Source organism: Xaviernesmea rhizosphaerae (genome assembly GCF_001938945.1).
GTDB classification, from domain to species: domain Bacteria; phylum Pseudomonadota; class Alphaproteobacteria; order Rhizobiales; family Rhizobiaceae; genus Xaviernesmea; species Xaviernesmea rhizosphaerae.
The window spans coordinates 174,559-196,804 of the sequence record NZ_MKIO01000029.1 but is presented as its reverse complement, the minus strand read 5'-3'; the positions used below and the strand labels follow the sequence as shown (position 1 = coordinate 196,804).

At 64.7% G+C, this 22,246-nt stretch carries 23 protein-coding genes and 3 tRNA genes; 10 read left to right on the top strand and 16 right to left on the bottom strand.

The features are described from left to right. Positions 1 to 4: 4 nt before the first annotated feature. The 6 genes from BJF92_RS11725 to BJF92_RS11705 all read right to left on the bottom strand — a co-directional run bounded on the left by BJF92_RS11725 (position 5) and on the right by BJF92_RS11705 (position 2,805). Positions 5 to 262, bottom strand: a complete 258-nt coding sequence (locus BJF92_RS11725; protein ID WP_075634916.1) for a BrnA antitoxin family protein — start codon at positions 260 to 262, stop codon at positions 5 to 7. After that, positions 228 to 479 carry a BrnT family toxin gene (locus BJF92_RS11720; RefSeq protein WP_425356469.1) on the bottom strand — a complete coding sequence of 84 codons (252 nt, stop codon included), beginning with the start codon at positions 477 to 479 and terminating at the stop codon, positions 228 to 230. The genes BJF92_RS11725 and BJF92_RS11720 overlap by 35 nt, the downstream gene beginning before the upstream one ends. A gap of 97 nt (positions 480 to 576) precedes the next feature. Further along, a complete protein-coding gene (locus BJF92_RS26480; protein ID WP_425356468.1) occupies positions 577 to 825 on the bottom strand; it encodes a GNAT family N-acetyltransferase in 249 nt (82 codons plus the stop codon). Next, positions 750 to 1,109 carry a GNAT family N-acetyltransferase gene (locus tag BJF92_RS11715; RefSeq protein ID WP_425356467.1) on the bottom strand — a complete coding sequence of 120 codons (360 nt, stop codon included), beginning with the start codon at positions 1,107 to 1,109 and terminating at the stop codon, positions 750 to 752. The genes BJF92_RS26480 and BJF92_RS11715 overlap by 76 nt, the downstream gene beginning before the upstream one ends. A gap of 1 nt (position 1,110) precedes the next feature. Next, positions 1,111 to 2,238: an S-(hydroxymethyl)glutathione dehydrogenase/class III alcohol dehydrogenase gene (locus BJF92_RS11710; RefSeq protein WP_075634915.1), complete on the bottom strand. Its 1,128-nt coding sequence runs from the start codon at positions 2,236 to 2,238 to the stop codon at positions 1,111 to 1,113. A 168-nt stretch (positions 2,239 to 2,406) separates the two neighbouring features. Beyond that, positions 2,407 to 2,805 carry a helix-turn-helix domain-containing protein gene (locus BJF92_RS11705; RefSeq protein ID WP_075634914.1) on the bottom strand — a complete coding sequence of 133 codons (399 nt, stop codon included), beginning with the start codon at positions 2,803 to 2,805 and terminating at the stop codon, positions 2,407 to 2,409. Positions 2,806 to 3,002: 197 nt separating this feature from the next. Here BJF92_RS11705 and BJF92_RS11700 point away from each other — a divergent pair, with 197 nt between their 5' ends. Next, on the top strand, positions 3,003 to 3,962 hold the full coding sequence (locus BJF92_RS11700) for a DMT family transporter (RefSeq protein ID WP_425356466.1): 960 nt from the start codon (positions 3,003 to 3,005) through the stop codon (positions 3,960 to 3,962). Between the two features lie 88 nt (positions 3,963 to 4,050). On the opposite strand, the gene lipB is transcribed toward BJF92_RS11700, so the two are convergent. Beyond that, entirely contained in the window at positions 4,051 to 4,770 is a 720-nt protein-coding gene (lipB, locus tag BJF92_RS11695) for a lipoyl(octanoyl) transferase LipB (RefSeq protein WP_075634913.1), read from the bottom strand. A 372-nt stretch (positions 4,771 to 5,142) separates the two neighbouring features. On the opposite strand from lipB, the gene BJF92_RS11690 reads away from it, so the two are divergent. From BJF92_RS11690 to BJF92_RS11680, 3 genes are all read left to right on the top strand, one after another. Beyond that, a tRNA-Leu gene (locus BJF92_RS11690) sits at positions 5,143 to 5,227 on the top strand. A 333-nt stretch (positions 5,228 to 5,560) separates the two neighbouring features. After that, positions 5,561 to 5,645, top strand: a tRNA-Leu gene (locus BJF92_RS11685). A gap of 333 nt (positions 5,646 to 5,978) precedes the next feature. Beyond that, positions 5,979 to 6,063 (top strand) — tRNA-Leu (locus BJF92_RS11680). Between the two features lie 346 nt (positions 6,064 to 6,409). Here the strand turns inward: BJF92_RS11680 and BJF92_RS11675 are convergent. Then, positions 6,410 to 6,907: a peptide deformylase gene (locus BJF92_RS11675; RefSeq protein ID WP_075634912.1), complete on the bottom strand. Its 498-nt coding sequence runs from the start codon at positions 6,905 to 6,907 to the stop codon at positions 6,410 to 6,412. A gap of 421 nt (positions 6,908 to 7,328) precedes the next feature. Here BJF92_RS11675 and mgtE point away from each other — a divergent pair, with 421 nt between their 5' ends. Together mgtE and BJF92_RS11665 are read left to right on the top strand one after the other, a co-directional pair. After that, positions 7,329 to 8,759, top strand: coding sequence for a magnesium transporter (gene mgtE, locus BJF92_RS11670; RefSeq protein ID WP_075634911.1), 1,431 nt, complete (start codon positions 7,329 to 7,331; stop codon positions 8,757 to 8,759). A 66-nt stretch (positions 8,760 to 8,825) separates the two neighbouring features. Beyond that, entirely contained in the window at positions 8,826 to 9,212 is a 387-nt protein-coding gene (locus BJF92_RS11665; RefSeq protein WP_075634910.1) for a MerR family transcriptional regulator, read from the top strand. Between the two features lie 306 nt (positions 9,213 to 9,518). Here the strand turns inward: BJF92_RS11665 and BJF92_RS11660 are convergent, their stop codons facing one another. Together BJF92_RS11660 and BJF92_RS11655 are read right to left on the bottom strand one after the other, a co-directional pair. Further along, entirely contained in the window at positions 9,519 to 10,583 is a 1,065-nt protein-coding gene (locus BJF92_RS11660; RefSeq protein ID WP_075634909.1) for a heparan-alpha-glucosaminide N-acetyltransferase, read from the bottom strand. 218 nt (positions 10,584 to 10,801) lie between these two features. After that, positions 10,802 to 11,512, bottom strand: coding sequence for a DUF599 domain-containing protein (locus BJF92_RS11655; protein ID WP_075634908.1), 711 nt, complete (start codon positions 11,510 to 11,512; stop codon positions 10,802 to 10,804). A 246-nt stretch (positions 11,513 to 11,758) separates the two neighbouring features. On the opposite strand from BJF92_RS11655, the gene BJF92_RS11650 reads away from it, so the two are divergent. Both BJF92_RS11650 and BJF92_RS11645 read left to right on the top strand, forming a co-directional pair. Next, positions 11,759 to 13,159, top strand: coding sequence for an L-serine ammonia-lyase (locus BJF92_RS11650; protein WP_075634907.1), 1,401 nt, complete (start codon positions 11,759 to 11,761; stop codon positions 13,157 to 13,159). Between the two features lie 237 nt (positions 13,160 to 13,396). Beyond that, positions 13,397 to 13,828 carry a DUF1489 family protein gene (locus BJF92_RS11645; protein ID WP_075634906.1) on the top strand — a complete coding sequence of 144 codons (432 nt, stop codon included), beginning with the start codon at positions 13,397 to 13,399 and terminating at the stop codon, positions 13,826 to 13,828. Between the two features lie 204 nt (positions 13,829 to 14,032). Here the strand turns inward: BJF92_RS11645 and BJF92_RS11640 are convergent, their stop codons facing one another. The 5 genes from BJF92_RS11640 to BJF92_RS11620 all read right to left on the bottom strand — a co-directional run bounded on the left by BJF92_RS11640 (position 14,033) and on the right by BJF92_RS11620 (position 19,066). Further along, positions 14,033 to 14,296: a hypothetical protein gene (locus tag BJF92_RS11640; RefSeq protein ID WP_075634905.1), complete on the bottom strand. Its 264-nt coding sequence runs from the start codon at positions 14,294 to 14,296 to the stop codon at positions 14,033 to 14,035. 279 nt (positions 14,297 to 14,575) lie between these two features. Beyond that, positions 14,576 to 16,042, bottom strand: coding sequence for an SPOR domain-containing protein (locus BJF92_RS11635; protein WP_075634904.1), 1,467 nt, complete (start codon positions 16,040 to 16,042; stop codon positions 14,576 to 14,578). 112 nt (positions 16,043 to 16,154) lie between these two features. After that, entirely contained in the window at positions 16,155 to 16,919 is a 765-nt protein-coding gene (locus tag BJF92_RS11630; protein ID WP_075634903.1) for a hypothetical protein, read from the bottom strand. Positions 16,920 to 17,231: 312 nt separating this feature from the next. Further along, the gene (locus BJF92_RS11625; protein WP_075634902.1) at positions 17,232 to 17,843 is read right to left on the bottom strand and encodes a transglutaminase-like cysteine peptidase; all 612 of its coding nucleotides are present in this window, start codon (positions 17,841 to 17,843) and stop codon (positions 17,232 to 17,234) included. 614 nt (positions 17,844 to 18,457) lie between these two features. Further along, entirely contained in the window at positions 18,458 to 19,066 is a 609-nt protein-coding gene (locus BJF92_RS11620) for a PilZ domain-containing protein (RefSeq protein ID WP_075634901.1), read from the bottom strand. Between the two features lie 254 nt (positions 19,067 to 19,320). On the opposite strand from BJF92_RS11620, the gene BJF92_RS11615 reads away from it, so the two are divergent. Further along, on the top strand, positions 19,321 to 20,109 hold the full coding sequence (locus BJF92_RS11615) for a rhomboid family intramembrane serine protease (RefSeq protein WP_078057989.1): 789 nt from the start codon (positions 19,321 to 19,323) through the stop codon (positions 20,107 to 20,109). A gap of 195 nt (positions 20,110 to 20,304) precedes the next feature. Next, positions 20,305 to 20,730: a CBS domain-containing protein gene (locus BJF92_RS11610; RefSeq protein ID WP_075634900.1), complete on the top strand. Its 426-nt coding sequence runs from the start codon at positions 20,305 to 20,307 to the stop codon at positions 20,728 to 20,730. A gap of 102 nt (positions 20,731 to 20,832) precedes the next feature. Here BJF92_RS11610 and BJF92_RS11605 read toward each other — a convergent pair whose 3' ends face one another. Beyond that, entirely contained in the window at positions 20,833 to 21,777 is a 945-nt protein-coding gene (locus BJF92_RS11605; protein ID WP_075634899.1) for a patatin-like phospholipase family protein, read from the bottom strand. Positions 21,778 to 22,246: the final 469 nt, after the last annotated feature.

The window sequence follows — 22,246 nt, the reverse complement described above, 5'->3', positions numbered from 1 at the left end:
CAATTTATTTCTTCAACGTCTGTGCATAGGATTCGAGAGCCGCATTCATGCGGGTTTGATAGCCTTTTCCCGTATTACGGAACGCTTGAAGCACCGATTTCTTGACCCGTAGCGTGATCTGCTCGGTGCCTTCCGGTTCGACAGTCTGACTGTTGCGCCAGAATGTTTCGTCCAGCTCTGGAATGTCGCTGGTATCGACTTGCGAATCTGGAAGCGCAGCCAGTTCGTCAAGGCTCAGTTCTCTGGTGAAGGGCTTTGGCATATCGGTCCCTTTCCTGTTTTTTTGCCGGGCGTGCCGAAATAATGCGGGTACGTCCGTTCCGCTCTGTATGGCTCAAGACGATGATGGCAACGCCTTTGATTGCGCCGATGCTGTTTTGCCTGATTTCGCCATAGTCGAAACGATCGTCAATGGCCGTGAAAACTGGGCCGTTGAAGATCAAGGCCGCAGTTTGGAAGCCCGATGCCGTGTTTCGCAATATTGGTCAGGTTCTTTGCTTCATCCCATTCGAACATGGCTCATCCGACACGGATTGTAGCTACAATGCTCTTCACGAGCAAATCGAACAAACGGGTTCAGCCCCCAGCCGCCCGGCGCATATCCACATGCGGCACGCCGGCATCAAGATACTCGTCCGAGGTCGGCACGAAGCCAAGCGCGCGGTAGAAGGGGACGAGATGGCTCTGGGCGGAAAGCGCCACCGGCTCTGTGGGGAAGAGGCGGGCGCAAATATCGAGTGCTGCGCGCATCAGCGCCTGGCCGAGGCCGCGCCCGCGATGATCGGGCGCGACGACGACTCGGCCGATCTTGACCGTTTCAGCCATAGCGCCTGGCCGAGGCCGCGCCCGCGATGATCGGGCGCGACGACGACTCGGCCGATCTTGACCGTTTCAGCCATCTCTCCCGGCCCGAAGAGGCGGGCGGCGGCGAGGAGATCACCGCCGGACAGAAGGCGCAGATGCAGCGCCTCCGGATCCCTGCCGTCGAGTTCGGGATAGATGCAGGCCTGCTCGACGATGAAGACGTCGGTGCGCAGCTTCAGGAGCGCATAAAGCTCCTGCGACGACAAGGCGTCCATCGGCCGCACATCGACATCGTAATCGATCATCTCAGTAGACGACCACGCCGCGGATGCTCTCGCCCTTGTGCATCAGCTCGAAGCCCTTGTTGATGTCTTCGAGCGGCATGGTGTGGGTGATCATCGGATCGATCTGGATCTTGCCTTCCATGTACCAGTCGACGATCTTCGGCACGTCGGTCCGGCCGCGTGCGCCGCCGAAGGCCGTGCCCATCCAGTTGCGGCCGGTGACCAGCTGGAAGGGACGCGTCGAGATTTCCTGGCCGGCGCCGGCAACGCCGATGATGACCGACTTGCCCCAGCCGCGATGCGACGATTCCAGCGCCTGGCGCATCACCTTGGTGTTGCCCGTGCAGTCGAAAGTGTAGTCCGCGCCGCCGATCAGGTCATTGCCGCGCTTCGTCATGTTGACGAGATAGGGCACGATGTCGTCGCCGACTTCCTTCGGATTGACGAAATGCGTCATGCCGAACTTCTCGCCCCAGGCCTTGCGGTCGGGGTTGATGTCGACGCCGATGATCATGTCCGCGCCCGCCAGGCGCAGGCCCTGCAGCACGTTGAGGCCGATACCGCCGAGGCCGAAGACGATGGCCGTCGAGCCGATCTCGACCTTGGCCGTGTTGATCACCGCGCCGATGCCGGTGGTGACGCCGCAGCCGATGTAGCAGACCTTGTCGAAGGGGGCGTCCGGGTTGATCTTGGCCAGCGCGATCTCCGGCAGCACCGTGAAGTTCGCGAAGGTCGAGCAGCCCATATAATGGTGGATCTTGTCCTTGCCGATCGAGAAGCGCGAGGTGCCATCGGGCATCACGCCCTGGCCCTGTGTGGCGCGGATCGAGGTGCAGAGATTGGTCTTGCGCGAGGTGCAGGAATAGCATTCGCGGCATTCCGGCGTGTAGAGCGGAATGACGTGATCGCCCTTCTTGAGCGAGGTCACGCCAGGGCCGACATCGACAACGATACCAGCGCCCTCATGGCCGAGGATCGCCGGAAACAGGCCTTCCGGGTCCGCGCCCGACAGGGTGAAGTCGTCGGTATGGCAGATGCCGGTTGCCTTGATCTCGACCAGCACTTCGCCGGCCTTCGGGCCTTCCAGCTGAACCGTCATGATTTCCAGCGGCTTGCCGGCCTGGGTGGCGACGGCGGCACGAACATCCATTTTCCTGTCTCCCTGATGCGTGGGTCGCCTGGTCGGCGACCGGGTGGGTCCGATATCGACTGGGTCTGATATCGCTTGACTTGATACCAAAGATCACGGCGGACGATCGGGCAGGTGATCCCGATATCCTCCGTGATGGCAAGGCGCGACGATTCGCGAAACGGTCGCTTAGTCCCTCTCGTGTAGGACGCGCTCCATGGCGATCTCAAGCGAAGAAATCGCCTTGGCCATGTCGTCCTGCAGTTTCTTGACCAGAGCGAGTTCCTGGCGCAGCCGGCGCACTTCGTCGCCCGGCGGGGGAAGGGCGGGGCCGGGGCCGGTGCCGTCAGACAGCCAGGCAGAGGTGACGCCGAGCGCTGCGGCAAGCGGAAAGAGCTGGGCGGCGGAGGGGGCGTTTCGGTCGTCTTCCCAGGCGGCGATGGTCTCGCCCGGCAGGCCGAGACGCTCCGCCAGAGCCTCGATCGACCAGCCGAGCGCATCGCGCGCCCGCCAGATTCGCCCGCCGGCGGTGTCATCCTGGCCGGAGAGGCCGAGCCGCGCCTGAACGTCGCCTGTCGACAACCGCATGGCCAATTCCTTCCTTGCAAAGGCCCCGCCCTTGCGCGGCCCGATTTTGCTCAGCTTGTGTGCCCTCACGGCGCACTCTACAAGCTTCGCCACGGCGGCAAAGACCCGCTTGCGGCAAAATCCGGGCCGGCGTGCCGCTTTTGGAACGCCGCTGCCGCAGGCGGTCGTCGCAGGATATCCCGCCCGCCTTCACGGAGATGACCGACATGCCACCTGCCGCCGAGACGCCCGCATCGAGCCCTGCATCGGGCATCGTCCAGGGCCTCGCCATCATGCTGGTGGCCATGATCATCCTGCCCTGCATGGACGCGATCGCCAAATATCTGGCGGTCTATCTCGGCATGTCGCCCGGGCAGGTGACCTTCTACCGGTTCTTCTTCCAGCTGGTGTCGACGCTGCCGATGCTCCTGCGGCTGGGCGGCCTCAAGGCGCTGAAGCCCAAGCGGCTCTGGTCCAATCTCCTGCGCGGCGTGCTGCTGGCGCTGGCCTCGCTCCTGTTCTTCGTCTCGGTGAAATACATGCCGCTCGCCGATGTCTTCGCCATCTATTTCGTCGAGCCCTTCATTCTCACCTGCCTCTCCGCCATCGTCCTCAGCGAGCGGGTCGGGCCGATGCGGTGGCTGGCGATCGCCGTCGGCTTTCTCGGCGCCATGATCGTGATCCAGCCGAGTTTCGCCGCTTTCGGCTTTACGGCGCTGATGCCGGTCGGCTGCGCCTTCCTCTTCGCCTGTTATCTGCTGATGAACCGTATGGCGGGTTCGCATGATTCGCCCCTGGTCATGCAGACCATTGCCGGGCTCGGCGGCACGGTGATCATGGTGCTGGCGCTCGGCATCGGCCACGGTCTCGGCCATGCGGATTTCGCACCCTCGCTGCCCGCCACGCCGCTTGCCTGGGCGCTCTGCATTCTGCTCGGCACGATCTCAGGCTATGGCCATCTGCTGGTGGTGCGCGCCTTCCGCGCCGCGCCGGCCTCGATTCTCGCGCCGTTCCATTATTTCGAGATCGTCAGCGCCACGGCCCTCGGCTTCCTCGTCTTCGGCGATTTTCCGAGCCTGTCGAAATGGCTTGGCATCGCCATCATCGTGGCATCGGGCCTGTTCATCATCTGGCGGGAGCGCCGGCTCGAACGGCAGGCGGGAGCGCAGCCGGCCTGACAGTCCATCCAATAATCGCCGCTGGCCGACCGCAATTCTTGAACAGACTGTGACAGGCCGCCAGGCCAAGGCACAGCCCACCTAAATCTCAGGCGGGATCATCCACCGTCGGGCCGAACACGGCCTCGAAGGCGGCGCGCAGCTGCAGATCGGCATCTTCCATCGTCACCGGCAGGCCGAGATCCACCAGGCTGGTAACGCCATAGCCGCGAATGCCGCAGGGCACGATGCCGCCGAAATGGTCTAGATCAGGTTCGACGTTCAGCGAAAGGCCGTGGAAGCTCACCCATTTGCGCAGGCGGATGCCGATGGCTGCGATCTTGTCCTCGGCCGGGCTGCCATCGGGCAGCGGCGGCTTTTCCGGCCGGCGCACCCAGACGCCGACGCGGTCTTCCCGTCGCTCGCCGCGAATGTTCATGGCATCGAGCGCGCCGATCACCGTGCGCTCGAGCGCGGCGACGAAGGCGCGCACATCCTGCCGCCGGCGCTTGAGGTCGATCATGACATAGACCACCCGCTGGCCGGGCCCGTGATAGGTATATTCGCCGCCGCGCCCGGTCTTGTGCACGGGAAAACGGCCGGGCATCACCAGATCTGCGGCGTCCGCGCTGGTGCCGGCGGTGTAGAGCGGCGGGTGCTCCACCAGCCAGGCCAGCTCGTCGGCCTCGCCGCGCGCGATCTTCTCCACCTCGGCCTCCATGAAGGCCACAGCCGCCTCGTAATCCACCAGTCCCTGCGCCACGCGCCAGCGCACGGGCGGCGACCCGGCCGCGGGCAGGAGGGTGACGTCGATCAGGTCGCGTTCCATGGGATATGTCCGACTGTGTTGATCGCGGGCGCAAGCTGGAGCGTGCGGATCCGCGCGGGATGCGGGAGGCGAGATGGCGCGCATCAGGCCATGCCGTCGTCATCGCGCCCTGCGCGCGGCCAACCGCTATCCCATCGCCCGTTCCATTCCATGCCGGCGGCGGATGCGCAAGCGCGATCCGATGGTCGAAGGCTGGAGGGTTCGAGGAGAGCGGCCGACAGCATGTGGCGATCCCCCGCTTTTGTCGCAAGGAAAGCCGTCATGCCGGCGGCTTTTTCCACCGATGTCAAAATTATGTCGTGATGCCCTTGTGCCCTCCGAGGGCTTTTGCTACACGCAGCCTCGCCGGAGCAATTCGGTGCTACCACGGTTGCGGTCGTGGCGGAATTGGTAGACGCGCAGCGTTGAGGTCGCTGTGGGGCAACCCGTGGAAGTTCGAGTCTTCTCGACCGCACCATTCGCCCGCCGGCAGCGCCGGCATGGGCCCTCTGGCTTAAGGCCATTTTCCCTTCCTTTTATTCCCCTTCGCTGGATGTGATCGAAGCGGCGGTTTTGCTGGGCGCAGGGACGCATCCCCGCTGTGCTGCTCTCTTCTCAAGCGCCGCCAGTCAGCATCATCGTCGTCGCGTTCCCTGCATCTCGGCGGCGTCCTGCGGCGCGACTGCGAGCCATCGCCGCGGCCGCACACTATCCACCACTCTCCTGAAGAAAGCCGGTTTCCGGCCCTTGTGCCCCTCAAGGGCTTTTGCTACATGCAGCCGCGCCGGAGCAATCCGGCCCTACCACGGTTGCGGTCGTGGCGGAATTGGTAGACGCGCAGCGTTGAGGTCGCTGTGGGGCAACCCGTGGAAGTTCGAGTCTTCTCGACCGCACCATTCGCCCGCCGGCAGCGCCGGCATGGGCCCTCTGGCTTAAGGCCATTTTCCCTTCCTTTTATTCCCCTTCGCTGGATGTGATCGAAGCGGCGGTTTTGCTGGGCGCAGGGACGCATCCCCGCTGTGCTGCTCTCTTCTCAAGCGCCGCCAGTCAGCATCATCGTCGTCGCGTTCCCTGCATCTCGGCGGCGTCCTGCGGCGCGACTGCGAGCCATCGCCGCGGCCGCACACTATCCACCACTCTCCTGAAGAAAGCCGGTTTCCGGCCCTTGTGCCCCTCAAGGGCTTTTGCTACATGCAGCCGCGCCGGAGCAATCCGGCCCTACCACGGTTGCGGTCGTGGCGGAATTGGTAGACGCGCAGCGTTGAGGTCGCTGTGGGGCAACCCGTGGAAGTTCGAGTCTTCTCGACCGCACCATGTCATCCTGGCCGGATGACAACATGCAGCGCAACGCGCGGCAATTCCCCTGCAGGGAAGACGGCTTTTCCTTGAAAATTCGATCGCTTTTGTCCTAGCGCTGCTGCAGCGAAACGTGCGAACGTGCCGCCTGCTGACGGCCTTGAAGAACGTCGCGCTCTTTGAGAAGAGCGGCCCGGGCTTCAAGTCCTGTTTCGTCACATGCCTTGGTCGTAAAACCGGTGCGCGCTTTTGCACGACAAGCTCTAGAGATCGGACCGAAAAGTGGGAACCGGTTTTCGGAAAAATCCGATGCGAAAACAAAAAATTAGAGCATCGGACTGCGTACGATTTCCAGTCTGATGCTCTAACGCCCCTGCAGCTTGGCGAACTGGCGCACCAGCCGGTCGCGCTTCAGCCGGGACAGGCGCTGGATCCAGAAGATGCCGTCCAACTGGTCGATTTCGTGCTGCAGGCAGACGCCGAGCAGGCCGCTCGCCTCCAGCTGCGCCATCTCTCCCGCCAGATCCTGATAGCGCACGGTCACCGTCTTCGGCCGCAGCACCTCCTCGGTGACGCCGGGCATGGAGATGCTGCCTTCGGTGTGCGAAGCCTGATCCGCTGAGGCCGCGATGATCTCTGGGTTGACGTAGACGCGCACGCCGGCCCTGTCATCGAGATCGATCACCGCCACGCGCTGCAGCGCGCCGATATGCGGCCCGGCAATGCCGATGCCGGGGGCGGCATGCATGGTGTCCGCGAGATCCTCGGCCAGCGCGGCAAGCTCCGCATCGAACCGGGTCACGGGCGCGCAAGCGCGGCTGAGCAGGGGATCGCGAAAGCGGAGGATCGGCCTGATCGCCATTGGAAATCTTTCCCTGTGTTTCTCTCCGGCCCACTGGCCCTTGAGGCCTTTTCCCATGGATGACATCAGGTGCAAAGGGCCATTGGTTTGTCTGACGCGCCTGCGCACGCGCGGCGAAGCCGCTGGCTTGACCTGCGCCTGCATGGGGCTAGTTGCATCCGCGAGAGCGGTCTCACCCGCCCGGATCAATCGCTTCGTAACGGCGACACTGTATGGAATGGACGTGCGGATGCGGCAAGGGCGTTGCCGCCTGCGGTTCGGCGCGAAGCTGATGCAGTCGGGTCACAAGCGGCCGCCAAGGCGCCGGACCGGGCGCGCGGTCTTTACGGCATATCAAAGAGCGCTTTGTTTTCCTGTCCGAATCGTCCTTTAGGCTGTGGGCGAACGGGCATGGCAGGCAGCACAGAAAAAAGGGGCGCGCATGAGCAGCACCGGCGACGACGAGACCATCACCCGCACGCCCGAAGAGCCTGCGCGCGAGCAGATGGCCGATATTTACGACGAGGACGGCTCGCTGCGCTCCGACTATCTCGAGGCGGTCAACCACGCCATCGAGGAGGGGGATCGCGCGTCGCTTCTGGAGCATGTCGCCGACCTTCACGCCTCCGAGCTCGGCGACGTCCTCGAGGCCTTGCAGATCGAGCGCCGCCGCCGGCTCGTCTCCCTGCTCGGTACGGATTTCGATCTGTCGGCGCTGACCGAGGTGGACGAGCAGATCCGCGTCGATATCACCGAGCACATGTCCAACGACCAGATCGCCGCGGCGATCGGCGACATGGAATCGGACGACGCCGTCTATATTCTTGAGGATCTCGATCAGGAGGATCAGGAGGAGATCCTCGCCAAGCTGCCCTTTGTCGAGCGGGTGCGGCTGCGTCGCTCGCTGGATTATCCCGAAAGCACGGCCGGCCGCCGCATGCAGACGGAATTCGTCGCCGTGCCGCCCTTCTGGACCATCGGCCAGACGATCGACTATCTGCGCGAGGACACCGAGCTTCCCGAAAGCTTCACCCAGGTCTTCGTCATCGATCCGACCTTCCGCCTGCTCGGCGCGGTGGATCTCGACATGGTCCTGCGCAGCAAGCGCTCGGTCAAGATCGAAGCGGTAATGCGCGACACGCTGCATCCGATCGAAGCGGAAATGGACCAGGAAGAGGCGGCCCAGCTGTTCGAGCAGTATAACCTGCTCTCGGCCGCCGTCGTCGATCAGAACAACCGCCTCGTCGGCGTACTGACCATCGATGATGTGGTCGACGTGATCCAGGAAGAGGCCGAGGAGGACATCATGCGCCTCGGCGGTGTCGGTGACGAAGAGCTGTCGAGCGGCGTCCTGCGCACCTCGCGCTCGCGCATGCTCTGGCTGCTGGTCAACCTGTTCACCGCGCTGCTGGCCGCCTCCGTCATCAACCTGTTCGACGCGACCATCCAGCAGATCGTCGCGCTCGCCGTGCTGATGCCGATCGTGGCGGGCATGGGCGGCAATGCCGGCTCGCAGACCATGACGGTGACGGTGCGCGCGCTCGCCACGCGTGATCTCGACATCCACAATGCCTTCCGCGTCATCCGCCGCGAATGCGGAGTCGGCCTGTTGAACGGCCTGGTCTTCGGAGTTTTGATCGGGCTTGCGGCCGGTGCCTGGTTTCAGGACGTCAATCTCGGCGGCATCATCGCCGCCGCCATGCTGATCAACATGATCGCCGCCGCTATTGCCGGCATTCTCATTCCGCTGCTGCTCGACCGGATCGGCGCCGACCCGGCGGTCTCCTCCGCCGTCTTCGTCACCACGGTTACGGATATCACCGGCTTCTTCTCCTTTCTCGGATTGGCGAGCTGGTGGTTCAACATTCACTGACTGGATCGATGCGCGGTTTGACTTTGACGTAAAAGTCAATAAACTCGGGTGATCGGAGACCCAGACGTGGACAAATATTATACGATCACAGAGCTGACGCGCGAGTTCGGCGTTTCCACGCGGACCCTGCGTTATTACGAGGATGAGGGCCTGATCCATCCTGAGCGGCGCGGCCGCACGCGGCTGTTTCGCCCTATGGACCGGCGCCTGATCCAGGAGATTCTGCGCGGCCGCCGCATCGGCTTCACCGTGGCGGAGATCCGGGAGATCATTCAGGTCTACAAGGATCCGACCGGCGAGTCCGGACAGCTCAAGCTGATCATGAAGCGTGTCGAAGACAAGCGCGCCGACCTCCTGCAGCGCCGCCTCGATATTGAGGAGACGCTGGAAGAGCTGAACAATGTCGAGGAAGCCTGCCTGACCCGGCTGGCGGAGATCGGCGTCGGCACCTGACAGAGAATTCTCTGCGGCATACGTGCAAATGTGAATCCGTTCCAAGCCGATAGCGGGTGAAGCGGATTCTGTCTGGCAGGCGCTTCACCCGGTTTCTGAGGTGACGCGACCGGCGATCGCGCGCCGGTCAGCCGATGCCCCGGATTTCGGCACCGGATTTTTCAAAGGCCGCCTCCCGATTATCATTCACAGTACACGACACCATGATTTGCGCCCCTGGCCGGCCCCTCATGCGACCGATATTCTAAGATTCCGTCTGGCATCGGACTTTCCCGAAAACCGCTGCACAGTTTCGCGCGACCCGCCCTAAGGCTGGGGCGGCGCGGGCGGGGCGGTCATACTGCTGGGATCCTGGGCCGGCGGCGCGAGTGCGGCGCTGGTGCATTGTTCGGCCAGCGCCTGGATGCGCGGGTCCCGGGTCACGTCGATCTGGCCCGCATCCAGCGGCTCGAGAAGCTTCTCATCCTGAAGCCGCGTCAGCGTGCAGCCGCAGAAGACCGAGCAGAAGGCTTCCGGCTGATCGGCGGTGCAGCCTTGCATGCAGCTTGCGCGGTAGGTGATCGCGGGGTCCGGCCTGGGTGCGGGGTGGATCAGCGAGGCGAGATAGACCAAGCCGATCAGCACCGGCTGATGCAACAGATAAAAGGCGAGCGAGTGGCGCCCCAGCCAGGCCAGGCGCTGGCGCAGCCGCGCGCCCACCCCTTGTGTCCTGCGGGCCTCGCGTGCGGCCATCGCGTCGAGAACGCCGCTATGAAGGGCAAGCCGCCCGGCGGCGATGCCGGTCAGCAGTGCCGCGAGCCAGGGAAAGATCGGGACGTAATCATTCGAGCGGATCGGCATTGTCGACAGGCCCAGCCACCAGAAGGCCGGATGGTCGAACAAGGTGGAGCGCAGATAGGAGGGCGCCAGGAAGGCGCCGATGGCCGCCAAAAGGGTGAGAAGCACCGGCAGCCGTAGAAAGGCCAGGCCGATCAGGCTCATGGCGGCGATGCCATGCAGGATGCCGAAAAAGATGAAGGCATCGGGGAAAATGAAATAGGTCGCGATCGTGATCACCGCCGCCGCGCCGGCAATGCGGGCAAAGCGCGTGAAGAACGGCTTCCAGCGGATGGCGGGGCTATGGCCGAGAACCAAGCCGACGCCCACCAGGAACAGGAAGCTCGAGGCGATCGACCGGGCGAAGAGCTTCCACAGCCCGGTGCCGGCGGTGCCCGAGGCGACATAGCCGAAGAATTCCAGGTCCCAGCAGAAATGATAGGTAGCCATGGCGATCAGCGCCACCCCGCGCGCGGCATCGATGCCGAGCAGGCGGGGCATCTTGCGGCCGGCCGCCGGATGGTTTGCGGGAGACATGCTGTGCGGGAGGGACATGGACAAGGCGCCTTCAAGGCATCGGACCGAAAACGGCTGTCCGCTTTTCGGGACGGTCCGATGCAAAACAAAAAACCGGAGGATCGGACCGCATCAGCTGTTCGGTCCGGTGCTCCAGCGGATCGGCATCGGCGGGAGCCGGCGCGCGTCCGCACTGCTGTAAACCAAAAAGGCGGGTTCGGGGAGACCGGCTTTGGCGCTCTGGCGTGGCAGGGTCGCTATCCGGCCGGGCCGGCCCCGGCAGGCGGATCGGGGGCGAGCGCGAGGCGGGCGGGCGAGAAGAACTGGCGGCGCAGCAGGACGAAGATGACGAAGCTTGTGGTGGCCATGAAGATATAAGCGCTGACGAACCAGCCGAGATAGCCGATCGACAGGAAGATGGCCCTGAGACCGGCGTTGAAATGCATGCCGGCCTGCACGTTCATCACCACCGCGCGCTCGGCCGCGCGCTCGGCGGCCGGTCGGTCGCGCTCGACATGCTGCGTCATCGGGATCGCGCCGATCAGGATCGAGCAATAGTTGAACAGGCGGTAGGACCAGCCAAACTTGAAGAAGGCATAGCCGAGCAGGCAGGCGAGGCCGCCGACCTTCAGCTCGAAGGCCGTGCGGTCGCCGGGAAACGCAAAGGGCAGGTCGTTGAAGATCGCCTGCACTCGGTCCGTCTGCCCGAGCAGGGCGAAACAGCCGCCCAGGGCAAAAATGGTGGTGGAGGCGAAAAAGGCCGTGCCCGCCTGCAGCCCGGCCATGATCTGCGTATCGATCATCTTCAGGTCGCGATGCAGCGAATTCATGATCCAGCGCCGCCGGTGCTCCGCCATCAGCCGCGTCAGGCTGATCCGTCCCAGGATCGTGTGCCGGTCGGTCGCCCAGTTGTAGCTGAACCAGAGCAGCCCGAAGTAACAGAGCGCGAAAATATCCTCTGTGTTCATGCGAAACCTTCTGCCCGTGGGCCGATCCTGAGCGGCCGCGATTCGTCGCGCCGACTATAGTCAAACTGTCGCGGCCTCGCGCGCCCGCCCTCGCGCGGCCGGGCCCCTGCACGATGGGCCATCATGTCGCAGAAGATGCCGCATGATGTCGGCCATCCGCTACACTGGCGACAGGCGGAGGATTAGGGTCTAGAAAGAGGATGGCCGGACCCTTCGGCCGTTATGTCAGAATAAAGATCGTCCGCGATGTTTCTTTCCGTTTTCGACGTGTTCAAGATCGGCATCGGCCCTTCGAGCTCGCACACGATGGGGCCGATGTCGGCGGCCAACCGCTTTCTCGATCTCATCCTGTCGCCTGACTGGCCGCGTCCGACCGGCGCGGGCGTGGCGGCGCTGAAGGTCAGCCTGCATGGCTCGCTCGCCCATACCGGCGTCGGCCATGGTTCCGGCCGCGCGGTGATCCTCGGGCTTCTGGGCGAGCGGCCGGATGCGATCGATCCCGACCGGATGGACGGGCTGATCGGCGAGGTGGAGCGCAGCGGCACGGTGACGCCGCCGGGCCATCCCGCTTATGCCTTCCAGCCGAAGACCGACCTTGTCTATGACAAGAAGCAGCCGCTGCCGGGCCATGCCAATGGCATGACTTTCGCCGCGCTCGACCGCGACGGACGGATTCTGCTCAAGCGGATCTATTATTCGATCGGCGGCGGCTTCGTCGTCACCGATACCGAGCTTGCCGCCATGCGGGCGGACAAGGCCAAGCCCGCCGATATCAAGGTGCCCTATCCCTTCGCCAGCGCGCGCCAGATGCTGGACATGGCCGAGCGTTCCGGCCTGTCGATCGCGCAGATGAAGCGGGCGAATGAGGAAGTCAGCCTGCCGCGCGAGGAACTCGATGCCGGGCTGGACCGGATCTGGGCGGCGATGAAGGGCTGCATCGACCGGGGCCTGTCGGGCGAGGGCATCCTGCCCGGCGGCCTGAAGGTGCGCCGGCGCGCTGCCGCCATCCATGACAAGCTGGAGCAGGACTGGCGGTCCAACCGCTCCAATCCGCTGCTGGCCAATGACTGGCTCAGCGTCTACGCCATGGCCGTCAACGAGGAGAATGCCGCCGGCGGCCGCGTCGTCACCGCGCCCACCAATGGCGCCGCCGGGGTCATTCCCGCAACCATCCGCTATTACCTGCATTTCCATGAGGATGCGGACGAGAACGGCATTCGCGACTATCTGCTGACTGCCGCCGCCGTGGGCGGGATCATCAAGTTCAACGCTTCGATTTCCGGCGCCGAGGTCGGCTGTCAGGGCGAGGTCGGCTCGGCCTCGGCCATGGCCGCCGCGGGGCTTGCCGCCGTCATGGGTGGTACGCCCGAGCAGGTGGAAAATGCCGCCGAGATCGCACTGGAGCATCATCTGGGCATGACCTGCGATCCCGTAGCCGGCCTTGTCCAGGTGCCCTGCATCGAGCGCAACGCGCTGGGCGCCGTCAAGGCCGTCACCGCCGCCTCGCTCGCTCTCAAAGGGGACGGCAGCCATTTCGTGCCGCTGGACGCCTGCATCGAGACCATGCGCCAGACCGGCGTCGATATGCACGACAAGTACAAGGAAACCTCGACCGGCGGACTTGCGGTCAATGTCGTGGAATGCTGACAGTCTGTCCAATCATCGCCGTTGGCCGCCTGCAAATGGCAATGTCTGCGCTTCCGGTGCTCACGGACCTTAAGGACGCTGCGCTCCGGTTCTCGAAATCACCATTTTCGTCAGACCAACAGCAAGTCTTGAACAGACTGTGAGGCCGGGGGCGGCGCGATCGGGATGAGGGCCCGGCGTGCCGGGCACGGCCAAGGCACTTGACCGATCGCGCCGAAGGTCTATTGAACCCCACCCATGGCACTTCATCTGATCAAGCTTTGCGTCGGCGCCGATTCGATCGAGGATCTGCGCGAATGGGTCTCCGAGCGTGCGCTCTCCGCAATTGCGGCGGGTCTCGAGCCGCACAGCGCTCACGTGACCCGCATGGTGCCCAAGCGCATGGACGAGATCCTCGACGGCGGCTCGCTCTACTGGGTCATCAAGGGGCAGGTGCAGGCCCGCCAGCGCATTGTCGACATCACGCCCTTCACCGACAATGAAGGCATCGGCCGCTGCCGGCTCGTGCTCGGGCCGGAGGTGGTCGAAACCGCCTTTCAGCCGCGCCGCCCCTTCCAGGGCTGGCGCTATCTGGTGGAAAAGGACGTTCCGCCGGATCTCGCGGCAGCAGGCGGTGCCGAGCTGCCGGCCGAGCTGCGCCGGGAACTGGCCGAGCTCGGCCTGCTCTGACGTGATTCTGAGCCGGACCGGAACCTGGAAGAACGCTCCCGGACTCTGACCATGTGACGTTTGACAGGGCGGATGACGATCCCGGCGGTGGTCGGTCACCCGCACCGGCTCCACTTGGGCCCGCGCCGGCTCCGTGGCATCCCGCAAGCCATGCTTCGCGGCATGGCCCGGCTCGGAAACGCCGCTTGCCCTGAACCGCCCGTCTTACTTGAAGCGAATCCGCAGCGCCTGTCGGCGGGCCGGCGTGCGCACATGCACATGCACCGAGACTTCGGGCTGCGAGGACCGCCAGGCGCGCGCGCCATGGGTCAGAAGCAGGGAGACGAGGTCCCGGGTCTTGGAGCGGGGCAGGGCGCCGATCTCGGCAATGCGCATCGCAGCCTCATGGATCGGGAGAAGGGCACTGCGTGGGGCGCGCTTGCGCTTCTGTTCCGGGGTAACGTCGGAACCATTCTCATTCACGGCCATCGTGATCCTCGTCAACGCAACACAATCGAGGTTTTCTTCGGGGTGAACCGCCGCGGCTTGAAACATCCCGCGTCGGACGATCGGCATAGGCGCAAGAGCGGCGGCGATCGCCTTCGGTCTTGCGCGTCATAATGTCTTCGCGGCCCTTGGCGCGCGATGCGCGGCACGGGCCTTGCGGGTCGGGCGTGGCGCGAAGGGCAGAGGTTCACTCCGCCGCCCCGCGTTCCGGCCGCACCGTCCTGGTCACGTCTTGCTGCGCGGGTCTTGCGGCCCGCGGTTTTACTGTGCGCTCGCCCAGCAGGCGAAGCCGCGGGCCTTGAGTGTCTTGCAGGCGGAGACGGCCTTCGTCTGGTTGACGAAGCCGCCGAAGCGGGCGCGGTACATCTGGCTGTCGCCGCTGGCCACGCTGGTGGTGAAGGCCTGCGCGCCTGATAGCGCCTTGCCGCCCTTTTCCTTGGCATCGGCCAGCATGGACATGGCTTCGCCGCGGTTCGGCGTCGCGCCGATCTGGATCACCCAGCCGGACGGAGCGCCTGCGCCCTCGTCGCCGGACGCGGCACGCGCGACCGAGCTGGTGACCTGCTGATCGACCACGCCGACATCGCTGCCGCCGGCCATGCGCGCGGCCTGGGCCTGCAGCGTGCCGGGGGCAGGCTTCAGAACCGGGTTCTCGCTCGCCGCCTTGCGCGGCTCGGCATAGCTGTTCATCGACAGGCTGTTGGTGATGCCTTCGTCATAGCGGCCTTCCGGAACCGGGCCTGCGGAGGGCAGGTTGAAGCTGCCGCCGGTGCTGGCCGGGGCGCTGCGCGCGGTGGTGGCGCTGAGCGTGGGCGCGGGCGGCGCTTCGGCCACGACATTGCCGGAGCCGCCACGCGTCGAGGCGGCGGGCATGTACTTGGCAACGAGCGCGCGCATCTGCGCATCGCGCGCGCCGCCGGACTTGCCGCCGAGCACCACGCCGACGATGCTGCGGCCCTCGGCCTGGGCCGAGGTCACGAGATTGTAGCCGGCGGCCCGGGTATAGCCCGTCTTGATGCCGTCCACGCCGCGGACATTGCCGAGCAGGCGGTTGTGGTTGCCGATGACCTGGCGGCCGAAGGCGAAGCTGCGGGTGGAGAAATAGCCGTAATACTGCGGAAAATGCTGGCGCAGCGCCATGCCGAGACGGGCCTGGTCGCGGGCCGTCGTCATCTGCTCGTCATTGGGCAGGCCATTGGCATTGCGATAGGTGGTGCGCGTCATGCCGAGCGCGCGGGCCTTGGCGGTCATGATGCGGGCGAAGCGCTCTTCAGAGCCGCCGAGCAGTTCGCCAAGGGCGGTGGCGCAGTCATTGGCCGAGCGGGTGACGAGGGCGAGGATCGCCTGTTCGACGGTGACCTGCTGGCCGGCGCGCACGCCGAGCTTGGACGGCGGCTCCGAGGCGGCATGCTTGGAGAAGGGGACCGGCGTGTCCTTGCGGATCTTGCCTGCTTCCAGCGCCTCGAAGGTGAGGTATAGCGTCATCATCTTCGTCAGCGAGGCCGGATAGCGCAGGCCATCGGCATCCTCGCTGTAGAGCACCTTGCCGGTCTTCGCGTCGACGACAATGCCGGCATATTGCGCGGCATAGGCCGCACTGGTCATGGCGGCGGCAGCAACGATCGAGACGAGGACGAACCGGGAGGCTTTCTTGAGAAAAGGGACCGGACCTGGCCGGGCGGAACCAACGGATTCGGATGTGGACACTAATCTACTCTTCATTCTCATTGCAGGATGTCGTCCGGGCGCCGCCCCAAGGACGACCGTTCCAGCGACATTAGCGAGATAGCGTTACCAATCGGTTTATCGTGAACGATTGGTTTCCCTCGCGCAGCGCGGATCAAGGCCGCAAAGCGTCTCCCGAATCATTCTGGGACATATCGGAAATGAGGCTGGCCGATACAAAGCGGCGCAGACCCGCATCGATGGCCTGCCATTGTGGCAGCAATTGGCTGGAAAAGCGGTAAAGCATGGTGAGGTCGCGCCCCACATGCACATCGCGCTGGCAATCGGCATTGGTCGTCTTGCCCGGCGCCACCGGCAGGGCGCAGCGCACGGCATAGAGCGCGCCATCGGCATCCGTCCCCGTCAGAAGCACATCCTCGCCGAAACCGGAGGTCTTCTTCAGCGTCTGCGCCGTGAGCCCGGCCGGGCCGGGGCGGGCGGGCCCTTCCAGCAGGTGGCGATAGATCGGCTCGACCCGGCCGCTCATGTCGCGCGACATGGTGCTCTGCGACAATTGCACGAAGATCAGCCGGCCCTGATCGTCGGGCGCGTCGAAGCGGCTGCGCAGGGCGGCGCTGTAGCCTTCGAGCTCCGGCCAGGCGAGATAGAGATCGACACGCTCGGCCATGCCGGCGCGGCGCTGGTCCTCGAAGCGGATCATATTGGCCGGCAGCCGCAGGTGATCGTCGCCGATCAGGATATCCAGGGGAACGCGCTGTTCGCTCTGCCCGGCGAGCCTGAGCGCGCCGCCGTACCAAGAGGCGCCCAGCGCAACCGCAAGGCAGCCGCAGGCCAGCAGCCCGGCACCGATGAAAAGCCCGCGAAACGGAAGGGTTGTGCTTTCAGGACGCGGTCTTGTCCGGCGTGGGCGCAGCGGCATGGCTTTGAGGCTCCCGGTCGAGGAACGATGGATCCGCGGCGGGAAACGCGACGAACAGGCGCCGGCAGGGCTGGCTCGACCTTGGGACGGAATGGTTAAGGCAATCTTAACGCTGTGCGGCGGCGGAGCGCAGGGCGGGCACGGCCATTTGCGCCGCAGCGTAGCCAACGAAAGACGGCCGGCCTCCGGGGACAGCGGAGGCCGGCCGTTGGGCCTGACCAAGACGGGGTTGCAAAGGATCAGGCCCGGAACTCCAGCCGCCCTGTATCGGCTGGATGGGGGATGCCGGCGGCGGGTGCCGCCGGCGAAAGCTCATCTCGAAGCGACGCTGCCCACGGCCACCGCGCGGCCATCCTGCAGCTTGACCCAGCGGCCCGAATCCTCGGTCGCCTGGCGTTTGAGGTAGGTGTATTCCGTGTCGGACCACAGCAGGACCTTGTTGCGCATGTTGTCGAGGACGAAGTCGCCCCGATCGGTGCGCACGGTCAGCACCGCATGGCCTTCGCCGTTCGGCTGGAGGACGACGGTGATCAGCAGATCCGAGGCCGGGAAGCCCTTGGCCATCAGCTCGCGCCGCTTCAACAGCACATAGTCCTCGCAGTCGCCGGCCTTGTCGGGATAGGCCCAATATTCCTCGACGCCATAGAGCTCCATGTCGGTCACCGGCTGGATGCGGGTGTTGACGTCGTAATTGATGGTCAGGATCTGCTTCCACTTCTCCGGTGTCAGCGCCACCGGCGTGAGATCGCCGGCATTCGGGCGGCATTCGGCCGGCAGCCTTTTGCAGAATTCATAATGGCCGATGGGCGGGCTGGTCGCGCCCAGCGTTACCATATTGGGCGGAAAGGCCAGGGTCGCCGTGGTGCTGAGGCCTGCAAGCAGCGAGCCGAACACGCCAACCTTGAGCATCGCAATGGTCTTCATGTCATTCTCCCCGTAATGGAGACAATGTCGCAGGAAGGACTTGCGGTTAGCCAAAATCCGGCGGAACTATTCTATTTATACTTTCAGATAATTCGAACTGTATTTGAATAAATATTGCCGAAAAGACGCGCTGTCTTTAATTCAAATGCGAGGCAATCATCCGTTGCCGGCAGCCTCTCAGGTCCACGGACCGAAAGCGTAAGTCATTGATGTCAAATAAATTTAGCCGGCGGCAGAAGACTGGGGCGTGGAGCGCGAGAATCGTGCGGGCCTGTTCGTGAAATGCCCGTCGCGCGCCCGCAGGCGCCGCGTGGCCTCGCCCGCCCCCTGTCAGCGCCCCAAAACGGTGCCTGGCAATCTGTCTCGCTTTTGAACATGCTTAAGGGGGCGTAACGCGCCGGCGCGGTGTCGGGCTGTGGCGACAGGGGGAAGGCGATGCGCGTTTTCGCCTGACCTGCGGCGTCATGCACCGGCGCGGTGAGATCCAGCGCTCGAGGCCACAAAACAAAACGCCGCTCCGGGAAGGAACGGCGTTGACATGGACTTGGGGAGATTTGCGCCTGTAGCCGGATTGACATGCCGGACCGCCTTGACGGTGGCCAGCCTCAAGCCTGTCAGAGAAATTCGCGCAGCGTTTCGAGCGTCTGCACGCCGACGAACTCGATGGCGAGGCCTTCCTGGAACAGGCGGACGACGCGGCCGCGCATGGCCCCCAAGGTGACGGGGGTGCCGACCGGCAGGCGCAGCTCGGTGTCGATGGCGGCGCCCGAGAGCGAAAGGTCGATCAGCCGGCAGTGCTGGACGGCGCCGCTTTCGAGCGTCAGCGTCGTGCGGGTGCGGCGCGGCGTCAGTCGATCGTGACGGCGGTCTTCCGGCAGGCCCAGCTCATGGCGGTTGGCGATCCAGGTCAGCTGTGCCGCCAGCTTCTCGCGCTTGCGCTCCGTCGCATTGAGCTGCACGACGAATTGCTGGTCGGCGAGGCGGGCCACCGTGCCTTCCAGCCGTCCCACATGATCGACATAGGCGATGATGCGCTCGCCGGGCCGCGGGCGGGCGCTGCTGTGCAGAACCACGTCGCCGGGCGACATGTCGACCGCCGCGCAAGGGAATTCCTCATGATTGGCGAGCATCAGGCGACCGGACAGATTGACGGTCACGCGCTGGAACGCGCCTTCCTCATAGACCTTCGGTCCGGCTGTTTGAGCATGCTGAGATGAGAACATGGCGTGCCCGTGCTTGGAGTTCATCTGGTTTTTCCTAACGCTGTTGCGTTAAAGGAAGCTTGAGAATGCTAGATTTCGCGATGTCCTTCATCGATCTTGCACGCATGCGCCATAGATCTGGCCTGCGACCGGGAAAATCTGTTTGCGCAACGTCTTCGATCACTGTCACAGCGACGATCTTCGCGAGGGGCTCAAGGCGCATCATCGCATGATGGCGAGGCCGGGCATGATCGAGAAGCAGGGGAAGGATGAACATGACGGATCACAGGCCGGAGAGGGATGCACAGGAGATCGGGCCGCAGGATCCTCAGGCCGCCGATTTCGAGCGGTATGATGCGCCTGGCTATTCGGACCGGCCTGCGCGCGAGCCGGCCTTCAACCTGCCGCCGGTGCTGGTCTGGATCCTGGCGGCGCTGATCGCCATCCATGCCGCAAGGCTTTATCTGCTGACACCGGAAACCGACAGCTGGGTGGTCTTCACCTTCGCCTTCCTGCCGTTGCGCTATGTCTATCCGCTGGCGGAGCAGGGGCTGGCCTGGCTGTGGACGCCGGTGACCTATTCCTTTCTCCATGGCGGCTGGGACCATCTGCTGTTCAACGGCTTCTGGCTGGTCGCCTTCGGCGCGCCGGTCGTGCGTCGAATCGGCACCCTGCGTCTCGCGCTGTTCTGGTGCCTGTCGGCGGCGGCCGCGGCCGGCTTGCATGCGGCCACCAACTGGGGCGACGACACCGTGGTCATCGGCGCATCCGGCGTCGTCTCCGCCTTCATGGGCGCGGCCGCCCGCTTCGTCTTCTCTGCCGATGGCAGCATCCGGCGCGAGATCGCCCATCTCAACCCGCGCCTGTCGATCGCCGAAACCTTCGCCAATCGCTCGGTGGTGTTCTTCGTCGGCATCTGGGCAGCGACGAACGTGCTGATCGGCAGCGGCCTGCTGCCGCTGGCGGGTGGGCAGAGCATTGCCTGGCAGGCGCATATCGGCGGCTTCCTGTTCGGCTTCCTCGCCTTTCCGCTGTTCGATCCCATCCCGAGGCGCCCCCGATAAGTCTTACCGGTCGCGCGGAAAGAGACCATTTGGTTTCGGCTCAAGCGCATGCCGGCTTTATGCTCATCGGACGATTAGAAGAGCTGGCGTCGCAGTCTTCCCGGCGCTCTTAACCTCCTGTTGACCTTGCGCTTGATTTCCCACCGCTTGAGGCGCACGATCCCGCTGTCAGTCACCGAAAACGGGAGGTTTCGAATGTCTGTTAAGGCCATCCTCGATGAAAAGGGACGTCGCGTCGTCACCGTCGCGCCGCAGGAGACATTGAGGAGCGCGGCCGCGCTGCTCAACGAGCACCGGATCGGTGCGGTCGTCGTGCTGGAGGGCGAGACGATCACGGGCGTGCTGGCCGAGCGCGATGTCGTCGGCGCGGTGGCGCGCCATGGCGCGAGCGCGCTGGACATGCCGGTGGCGCAGCTCATGTCGCGCGAGGTGCATCTGTGCAGCGAGGCGACAAGCATTCATCAGCTGATGGAAACGATGAACCGTCATCGCGCCCGGCATCTGCCGGTGGAGCGCAATGGCCGGCTGATCGGCATCGTCTCGATCGGCGACGCCGTGCGAAACCACATCCGCACCATCGAGGGCGAGACCGAGCAGATCAAGGCCTATATTGCCGGATAAGCGGCTCCCGCCATCACCCTCGGCCTCGTGCCGAGGATCTTGCATCTCAAGGATAATCGACACGCTCGCGGATGCCGGGCGCTTACCTGGTCGCCCTGGCGCTCACCTGAGCACGACATCCTGCAGACGTTTCAGATCGGCGATGCGGGCGCGGGCTTCCGTATAGCCCCGCTCGATCGCTTCCCCTGCGCGGTGAAATTCCGACAGGCCGATATCGTTGAGACGCGGATGCAGCGAGAGATCGGGCGGATCTCCGGCCAGCCGCGCCCGGGAAATCCGGTCCTGGATGATGTTGAACGCCTGCACCATCACGCTGGTGACCCCGAGGCGGGACACCGCCTCCGTGCCGGGGCTGAGCGCAGCGGCCGGCGGCTGGCTTGCCTTGAGCTTCACCACCGCCGAACGGCCATAGAGATCGTAGTTGAGGTTTACGGCCACCACGAGCGGCTGTTCATAGGCGCGGCAAACCGACACCGGCACGGGATTGACGATGGCGCCATCGACCAGCGTGCGATTGGCGCATTTCACCGGTTCGAAAATGCCGGGCAGGGCATAGGAGGCGCGGATGGCGGTGATCAGCGAGCCCTCGGCGATCCAGACTTCATGACCGGTCTGGATCTCGCAGGCCACCGCGACGAAAGGCCGGCCGAGGCTTTCGATCGTCAGGTCGGCCATATGTTCCTGCATCCGCTTGGTCAGCCGCAGGCCACCGAACAGGCCGCCGCCGCCAATGGCGAAATCCAGCATGCTGGCGATGCGGCGCATGGTGAGCGAGCGGGCGAAGCTTTCCAGCTCATCGAGCTTGCCGGCGAGATAGCAGCCGCCGACCAGCGCGCCGATCGAGGTGCCGGCGATCATGCCGATCTCGATCTTTTCCTCGTCCAGCGCGCGCAGCACGCCGATATGGGCCCAGCCGCGCGCCGCGCCACCGCCAAGCGCCAGCGCGATCTTCGCCTTGGCTTTCGCCGGCTGCGGCTTTGCCAGCCCGTGGCCTGCGGCCCCATGGCCATTGGCTGCCGGCATGCGCAGGAAATTCCAGTCCAGCATGCGCTTTCCCCCAAACTCGCCGATCCGCCCGCTTATGCCCCGTCATTGGAGAGGCACGCGAACGACCGCTCGTCACGCCTTGCATGCCTGTCCGGCCGCATAATGGCGAAGGACATGGCATGAGCGGGCGAAGGCCAAGCGCGCGTCGACCCGACCGATGTCGACCCCTGGCGCTCAACCGCCTGACCGCGCGCAAGCCCCAACCTGTCCTGACGTCCGCCCTGCCGAAGGCGACCGGCGCGCCCGCGCCGCCCACTGCGTGTCGCGCCATCGTCGCAGGAGAGCGTTGCAATTCGGTTCACGGCACAGATCATGCCTGGAAAAGATGCAGGAGGCATCGCAAACGGGCAGAAGGCGCAAACGGGCAAAAGGATAGAGGTACGCGACGACGGGCTTTGCCCGAGCGGGGTTGAGCCGCTTGGTATAGCAGCGCGTGATGCGATCGAGATGCAAGGGGGGACGCTAACCG